Raw genomic sequence first — 8,135 nt, 5'->3', positions numbered from 1 at the left:
GAATGCTGACATGAGTAGCGTTAAAGGGGGTGAAAAGCCCCCTCGCCGTAAGCGCAAGGTTTTCTACGCAACGTTCATCGGCGTAGAGTGAGTCGGCCCCTAAGGCGAGGCAGAGATGCGTAGCTGATGGGAAACAGGTCAATATTCCTGTACCGATCAATAGTGCGATGTGGGGACGGAGAAGGTTAGCTCAGCCAACTGTTGGATATGTTGGTTCAAGCCTGTAGTCGTGCCTGGTAGGCAAATCCGCCGGGCTTAGATGAGGGGTGATAACGAGTCTGCTTGCAGACGAAGTGAGTGATACCCTGCTTCCAGGAAAAGCCACTAAGCTTCAGCTATTGACGACCGTACCGCAAACCGACACTGGTGCGCGAGATGAGTATTCTAAGGCGCTTGAGAGAACTCAGGAGAAGGAACTCGGCAAATTGATACCGTAACTTCGGGAGAAGGTATGCCCCAAGTAGGTGAACCTGTACAAGGCGAGCCCAACGGGGTTGCAAAAAATCGGTGGCTGCGACTGTTTAATAAAAACACAGCACTCTGCAAACACGAAAGTGGACGTATAGGGTGTGACGCCTGCCCGGTGCTGGAAGATTAAATGATGGGGTGCAAGCTCTTGATTGAAGTCCCAGTAAACGGCGGCCGTAACTATAACGGTCCTAAGGTAGCGAAATTCCTTGTCGGGTAAGTTCCGACCTGCACGAATGGCGTAACGATGGCCACACTGTCTCCTCCTGAGACTCAGCGAAGTTGAAATGTTTGTGATGATGCAATCTCCCCGCGGAAAGACGGAAAGACCCCATGAACCTTTACTGTAGCTTTGTATTGGACTTTGAACAGATCTGTGTAGGATAGGTGGGAGGCTTTGAAGTGGCGTCGCTAGATGTCATGGAGCCAACGTTGAAATACCACCCTGGTGTGTTTGAGGTTCTAACCTAGGTCCATTATCTGGATCGGGGACAGTGCATGGTAGGCAGTTTGACTGGGGCGGTCTCCTCCCAAAGCGTAACGGAGGAGTTCGAAGGTACGCTAGTTACGGTCGGACATCGTGACGATAGTGCAATGGCATAAGCGTGCTTAACTGCGAGACTGACAAGTCGAGCAGATGCGAAAGCAGGACATAGTGATCCGGTGGTTCTGTATGGAAGGGCCATCGCTCAACGGATAAAAGGTACTCTGGGGATAACAGGCTGATACCGCCCAAGAGTTCATATCGACGGCGGTGTTTGGCACCTCGATGTCGGCTCATCTCATCCTGGGGCTGTAGCCGGTCCCAAGGGTATGGCTGTTCGCCATTTAAAGAGGTACGTGAGCTGGGTTTAAAACGTCGTGAGACAGTTTGGTCCCTATCTTCCGTGGGCGCTGCAGATTTGAGGAAGCCTGCTCCTAGTACGAGAGGACCGGAGTGGACACACCTCTGGTGTATCGGTTGTCACGCCAGTGGCATTGCCGAGTAGCTAAGTGTGGAAGAGATAACCGCTGAAAGCATCTAAGCGGGAAACTCGTTTCAAGATGAGATCTGCCGGGGCCTTGAGCCCCCTAAAGAGTCGTTCAAGACCAGGACGTTGATAGGTCAGGTGTGGAAGCGCAGTAATGCGTTAAGCTAACTGATACTAATTGCTCGTGCGGCTTGACCCTATAACTTTGATAGCCAACATGCATCCAGAAATGAATGTGTGCCAAGCTCAAAGATTGTTATGCCAAGTTGACGCAGTCAAAACACCAAAAGCTGATTTAACTCTATGAATTCGTTGTACTGAACTCCAAACGTGACGTTCAGTATGGCAACCCTTTATGCCTGATGACCATAGCAAGTTGGTACCACTCCTTCCCATCCCGAACAGGACAGTGAAACGACTTTGCGCCGATGATAGTGCGGGTTCCCGTGTGAAAGTAGGTCATCGTCAGGCTCTTACAGCCCAGAAAACCCCAGTCAGTCATGACTGGGGTTTTTTGCTTTGGGCGATCCAAAGATGGGAATTGATTGGAGCCGATCGATGTTCTGGTGAGTTATTGGACGGTTTCGCCGCCAAGCTACCGTCAGCCGCCAAGCCGCTTTGCCCTCCTAACCCGTGGCTGGTGAGCATTACAACCTCTGGCCCAGGATTAGATCGACAGCCTTCTACCTTGCTCGAAGACCAGCAGCTCATCCTTGCTGAAGGCTGTCCATTCTTCGTTCGTCGTCAGCGGACTCGTCACGATCACCGCCACTTCATCCTTCGCGTCAGTCTCCCGCGAGAAATCCAGCCGGACATCCTCGTCACTGAGCTGGGCCTCCCCGAACGGGTGCCGGCGCTCTATGTAGTAGAGACTGGTCGACGCATGGCTCCACAGCGCCTGGCCGTTGGACAGCAGAAAGTTGAACGTGCCGTGCGGGCTGACATTCGCCGCCAGCTCTTTCAACGTGAGCGTCAGTTCCCGCACAGACGGAACACTGGCGTGTGACTTGGCCAGTTCCTGCATGATCCAGCAGAACGCGTGTTCGCTGTCGGTATCTCCCACGGGGCGAAAGTGCGAATGCAGACGCGGGCGGAAATCCTTGAGATCTCCGTTGTGGGCAAACACCCAGTAGCGGCCCCACAGCTCGCGCACAAAAGGGTGGCAGTTCTGCAGGCTGACCACGCCCTGTGTGGCCTTGCGGATGTGGGCGATGACGTTGCGGCTTTTGATGGGGTAGCGCCGGATCAGCTCGGCCACCGGCGAGTCCACAGCGGGCAGGTGGTCGACAAAATGCCGCAGGCCCTTGTCTTCAAAGAACGCGATGCCCCAACCATCACTGTGGTGGTCGGTCTTGCCGCCGCGCTGTGCGAATCCCGTGAAGCTGAAGGTCACGTCGGTGGGGACGTTGCAGTTCATGCCGAGCAATTGGCACATGACTTGATTTCCATTTCGGCAATGTTTCGTGAAATTGTGGTGCGCTGGCCTGGGGTGACTTGAGAGCCGCCTGCCGAGGCGACGTCGGCCTTGCCTGCGCAGCACCCCATTTATAGCCCCGAGATGTACGCCCGGACCGCGACGGCGGCGCGCACAAGCAGAAGAAACATCTGCGCTGTGCTTTCAGCCCAGCATACGCGATGCAGCCGGGCGCCTTGCGCCGACAGTCATGGACTTTCCCGGACTCCCGCCAACGCACCGGCACGGCACCGGCCACATTCAGGTCGTGCCCGCAGACTCCGGCTTCGCTGGCGCTTCCTTCAACTGCCAGGCGGCCAGCAAGGCCAGCCCGCACAACACAGTCAGCATCAAAAACGTTTCTCCAAATGCTGCGATCCGTGCGGGATTGCTGGCCCCCACTGCCAGTGCCACGCCATGAGCACCCAGCCGCCATTCCAGCACGATGCCGCACAGGCTCACACCTGCAGCGCCGCCCAGCATGCGCAGAAATCCGATGGTGCTGGAGCCTTGCGAAATGAGTGACTTGTCCAGGGGGCGCATGGACCCCAGGTTGAGCGACGGCAGGATGAACCCCAGGCCGATACGTCCCAGAATGGCCAGCGCCACCAGGATCCACAGCGACACCCCCAGGCCCACGAACACCATCAGCCCGAACGACAGGGCCAACAGCGCCAGGCCGATGCTCACCAGCAGGTTGGTGGGCTGCCGGTCGGCCAGGCGGCCCACCACGGCAATGGTGGCGGCCAGCACAAAGCCTGCGGGCAGCATCAGGGTGCCGACATGCGAGGCCGACAGCTCCAGGCCCAGTTGCATGAACACAGGCAACAGATAGGTCGAGCCGAAAAGCGCGGTCCCGTAGATGAACGCCACCACGCTGCCCATGGCGAACTGGCGGTACTGAAACAAGCGCAGGTCCATCAACGGCTTGCGACCCTGCTGCAGTTGGCGGCGTTGCCAAGCGATGAAGAGGGCGACCGACACCGCGGCGACCACCAGCAGCGCACCGGCCTCGGCGGCAGAGCCTCCGTGCAGCGACACCAGCCCGTTGAGCAGGCACAGCGTGCCCACGGTGCCCAGCAGCAGGCCGCGCCAGTCCAGCGCCTGGCCCTGCCGGTTCGCCTCGACCCCGCCCGGTGCTGTGACAGGCACGAACTTGTACGCCAGCGCGATGGACGCCAGGCACAGCGGCACCACCATGAAGAAGATGGAGCGCCAGCCGAACCAGTCCACCAGCAGCCCGCCGATGCTGGGGCCGATCGCCGGAGCCAGCACCACGCCCATACCGAAGATGCCACTCGCGCGGCCCTGTTCATGCGGCTTGAAGGCATACAGGATGATGACGGCCGGGATGGGCTGCACCACACCCGCCGCCAGGCCTTCTGCCACGCGGGCGACCAGCACCAACCCGAAGTCGCGGGCCAGGCCTCCGCCGATGCCGCCGGCGAGCAGCAGCAGCATCGCGCCCACATAGGTCGCGCGGTAACCGTAGCGCGACAGCAGCCACGGCGTGGTGAGCATGGAGACCGTGGTCGCCACCATGAACCCCGATGTCACCCACTGCGCCCGCTCCTGGCCCAGGGCGAAGTAATGGCTCATGTCTGGGATGGCCACGTTCACGATGGTGGACGACATGATCGACGCCATCGTGCCCACCATGACGGACAGCAGCAGCAGCCAGCGGTAGCGCTCTCCGTAGCGCTCGCGCAGTACGGCCAGGGAACCGGAGGTCTGGGAGGTGTTCATGGGCTGTTCGGTGCGATGGGGTCGGTGGCGCGACGGCGGATGGGCGGGCGGCGTTTGAACGCTAAGATCGGGCTGGTGATGCGGTCACCCTGCCCATGGTGCTGCGCGGGCGGCCATCACCGCAGACGCCGCTACCCCAGGCCCGGCCCAGGCCACGGTGTGTGCAAGCCGACCGGAGCACGCAGATGCGCCGATGGGGCACCGCGCCGTCAGGCTGCCCCCGCCCCGGTCGGTGGAGCGTTGCCGCCCGTCCCGCCATGGATGCGACCCAGCTGCCAACGCAGCCGGATGGTGTCATGTCAGGTCCGCTCGGACCAGAGCTTGCCGCCCGTGGCCCAGTTCTCGCGCTTGATGTCGGTGATCAGAATGTCCACCGACTCGGGCGAGCCGCCCAGCACTTCCACAGAGACGCGGGTGATCTCTTCCACCAGCTTGCGCTTTTGTTCGACCGTGCGGCCTTCCATCATTTCAACGTGGTACGTCGGCATATCTGATTCCTTGTAGGCATTAAAAGAAGAACTGCTGTTCAACGATGAGCAGCGACAAGCGCCAAATCATATCGGCGGGCTGGGTGACACCCCGGGAGCTCCGGGAGCAGCTGCAGCATCGGCCACCGCGGGCGCGCCGCAAGCCGGGCAGATGCAAGCCACGCCGCGTTGATCGGCAGGCACACGGGCCAACGCGGCACGGTCGATGGTCTGGGCCATGCACCAGCAGCTCTCGGGCGCGCGCCCCGCCGCGATGGCGCAGCCGTTGGGCTGGCCGCACAAGGGGCAGTGGGAGGTGTCGGGGTCCGAGGGGTGGGGCATGGCAGCGCGGGTGGGCCGCCTGTGGGGCGGCGCCCGCTGGCCAGTGTACGGCGGGTGCCCGCTGTGTGCCCGCCGCGGGTTATCCCGGCGACCGCATCTGGCGCGGGCGCAGCGGGCGGCGCGCATGACCCGTTCTCGCTGCCTGCCAACCCCGCCGCGTGCCTTGTGCGCGTTCGCACGGCGGCGGTTTCGAGCAAAAATAGCCGCTATCGCTTGATGGGCAAGCGCTAGAAGCTATATTTTTTGTAGCGCCGGGCTGCGGTGTGTCAGCAGCCGATTGCACGCATCGGATCAGCACAGATCAGTACCGATCAGTACAGCCTTCCCAGTTCAGCCAGCCTGCAGAGGGGGCAGCTGCCTCGGGGAGGCCGTCACGCCCGCCCACTCATCAGGCCTGCGCGGCCTTCAGCTTCAGGCGCCAGGCGTGCAGCAGGGGCTCGGTGTAGCCGCTGGGCTGCGCCTGGCCCTGGAAGACCAGGTCGCAAGCCGCCTTGTACGCCATGCTGGTGTCGAAGTGGCCCGCCATCGGCTGGTACAGCGCGTCGCCCGAATTCTGGCCGTCCACCACCGCCGCCATGCGCTCGAAGGTCTCGCGCACCTGCGCTTCGGTCACCACGCCGTGCAGCAGCCAGTTGGCCATGTGCTGGCTGCTGATGCGCAGCGTGGCGCGGTCTTCCATCAAGCCCACGTTGTGGATGTCGGGCACCTTGGAGCAGCCCACGCCCTGGTCCACCCAGCGCACCACGTAGCCCAGGATGCCCTGGGCGTTGTTGTCCAGCTCCTGCTGCTTCTCGGCGTCGCTCCAGTTCGGGGCGGCAGCCACGGGCACAGTCAGCAGGCCGGTCAGCAGGTTGTCGCGCTCGGCGTTGGCGTCGGTCTTTTCCAGCTCGATCTGGATGTCGCTCACCTTGACCTGGTGGTAGTGCAGCGCGTGCAGGGTGGCGCCCGTCGGGCTGGGCACCCAGGCGGTGTTGGCGCCGGCCTTGGGGTGGGCGATCTTTTGCTTGAGCATTTCGGCCATCAGGTCGGGCATGGCCCACATGCCCTTGCCGATCTGCGCCTTGCCGCGCAGGCCGCACGACAGGCCCACGAGCACGTTGTTCTTCTCGTACGACTGGATCCAGGCGCTGGTCTTCATGTCGCCCTTGCGCACCATGGGGCCGGCGTGCATGGCGGTGTGCATCTCGTCGCCAGTGCGGTCCAGGAAGCCGGTGTTGATGAAGGCCACGCGGGCCGATGCAGCGGCGATGCAGGCCTTCAGGTTGACGGACGTGCGGCGCTCCTCGTCCATGATGCCCAGCTTCACGGTGTTGGCGGGCAGGCCCAGCAGCTGCTCCACGCGGCCGAACAGGTCGCTCGCAAAGCCCACTTCGGCGGGACCGTGCATCTTGGGCTTGACGATGTAGACGCTGCCCTTGCGGGAGTTGCGGATGCCGTCTTTGCCGTGCCCTTGCAGGTCATGCAGTGCAATCGCCGTGGTGACCACCGCGTCCATGATGCCTTCAGGGATCTCGCGCACCTGGCCCTGCGCGTCGGTCCACAGGATGGCCGGGTTCGTCATCAGGTGGCCTACGTTGCGCAGGAACATGAGCGAGCGGCCATGCAGGCGCACTTCGCCACCAGCCGGGGCGGTGTAGACGCGGTCGGGGTTCAGCCCGCGCGTGATGGTCTTGCCGCCCTTGGCGACCTGCTCGGTCAGCGTGGCCTGGATGATGCCCAGCCAGTTGCTGTAGCCCAGCACCTTGTCTTCGGCGTCCACGGCGGCCACGGAGTCTTCCAGGTCCAGGATGGTGGACAGGGCCGCTTCCAGCACCAGGTCGCTCACGCCCGCGGCATCGGTCTGGCCGATGGGCGTTGCGCGGTCGATCTGGATATCGAGGTGCAGGCCGTTGTGCTGCAGCAGCACCGACTTGGGCGCAGCGGCATCGCCCTGGTAGCCCTTGAACTGCGATGGGTCCTTGAGGCCCGTGGTGCTGCCGTTGGCAAGAGACACCACCAGCTGGCCGCCTTCGACCTTGTAGCCGGTCGAATCCTTGTGCGAGCCGCTGGCCAGGGGCGCCGTGTCGTCCAGCACCTGGCGCGCGAACGCGATCACCTTGGCGCCGCGCACCGGGTTGTAGCCCTTGCCCTTTTCGGCACCGCCTTCTTCACTGATGGCGTCCGTGCCGTACAGCGCGTCGTACAGGCTGCCCCAGCGGGCGTTGGCGGCGTTCAATGCATAGCGAGCGTTCAGGATGGGTACCACCAGTTGCGGGCCGGCCTGGGTGGCCAGTTCGTCGTCCACGTTGGCCGTGGTGGCCTTCACGTCGGCGGGCTGGGGCACCAGGTAGCCGATCTTTTCCAGGAATCCGCGGTAGGCCACCATGTCCTTGATGGGGCCGGGGTTGGCCTTGTGCCAGGTGTCGAGCTCGGTCTGCAGGCGGTCGCGCTCGGCCAGCAGGGCGATGTTGCGCGGGGCCAGGTCGGCCACGATGGCGTCAAAACCCTTCCAGAACGCGCCGGCATCGACACCCGTGCCGGGCAGCACCTTGTCGTCGACAAAGCGGTACAGGGAGGTGGCCACTTGCAGGCCGTGGACGGTGGTGCGGTCGGTCATGGGAGAGCCTTGAAGGATGGATGAAATGGGAGGAACAAAAAAAACGGAGCCGCCCGCAGCGCGGGCCATGGGCACACTGTATTGCAAATGTT

Annotated in this window: 5 protein-coding genes and 2 rRNA genes (1 of these 7 cut by a window edge); 2 read left to right on the top strand and 5 right to left on the bottom strand. The window is 62.3% G+C overall.

Translation table 11 applies throughout. From position 1 onward, the window contains the following. A 23S ribosomal RNA gene (locus ACSQ3N_RS24390) occupies positions 1-1,638 on the top strand; it begins 1,241 nt to the left of the window's first position. A 159-nt stretch (positions 1,639-1,797) separates the two neighbouring features. Next, a 5S ribosomal RNA gene (rrf, locus tag ACSQ3N_RS24385) occupies positions 1,798-1,910 on the top strand. Positions 1,911-2,106: 196 nt separating this feature from the next. On the opposite strand, the gene ACSQ3N_RS24380 is transcribed toward rrf, so the two are convergent. The 5 genes from ACSQ3N_RS24380 to ACSQ3N_RS24360 all read right to left on the bottom strand — a co-directional run bounded on the left by ACSQ3N_RS24380 (position 2,107) and on the right by ACSQ3N_RS24360 (position 8,043). Further along, on the bottom strand, positions 2,107-2,874 hold the full coding sequence (locus ACSQ3N_RS24380; protein ID WP_436147692.1) for a class II glutamine amidotransferase: 768 nt from the start codon (positions 2,872-2,874) through the stop codon (positions 2,107-2,109). Between the two features lie 279 nt (positions 2,875-3,153). Next, positions 3,154-4,638 (bottom strand): DHA2 family efflux MFS transporter permease subunit, encoded by a 1,485-nt coding sequence (locus tag ACSQ3N_RS24375; RefSeq protein WP_436147691.1) that lies wholly within the window; start codon positions 4,636-4,638, stop codon positions 3,154-3,156. A gap of 299 nt (positions 4,639-4,937) precedes the next feature. Further along, the gene (locus ACSQ3N_RS24370) at positions 4,938-5,126 is read right to left on the bottom strand and encodes a 4-oxalocrotonate tautomerase (RefSeq protein ID WP_007850839.1); all 189 of its coding nucleotides are present in this window, start codon (positions 5,124-5,126) and stop codon (positions 4,938-4,940) included. Between the two features lie 66 nt (positions 5,127-5,192). After that, positions 5,193-5,447 (bottom strand): cysteine-rich CWC family protein, encoded by a 255-nt coding sequence (locus ACSQ3N_RS24365; protein WP_436147690.1) that lies wholly within the window; start codon positions 5,445-5,447, stop codon positions 5,193-5,195. 388 nt (positions 5,448-5,835) lie between these two features. Continuing rightward, the gene (locus ACSQ3N_RS24360) at positions 5,836-8,043 is read right to left on the bottom strand and encodes a malate synthase G (protein WP_436147689.1); all 2,208 of its coding nucleotides are present in this window, start codon (positions 8,041-8,043) and stop codon (positions 5,836-5,838) included. Positions 8,044-8,135 lie beyond the last annotated feature (92 nt).

Origin of the sequence: Acidovorax sp. LjRoot194 (assembly GCF_964253015.1) — a bacterium.
GTDB lineage: Bacteria > Pseudomonadota > Gammaproteobacteria > Burkholderiales > Burkholderiaceae_C > Acidovorax.
Note: the sequence above shows the minus strand (reverse complement) of the source record. Positions and strands in the feature narration are given on the sequence as shown.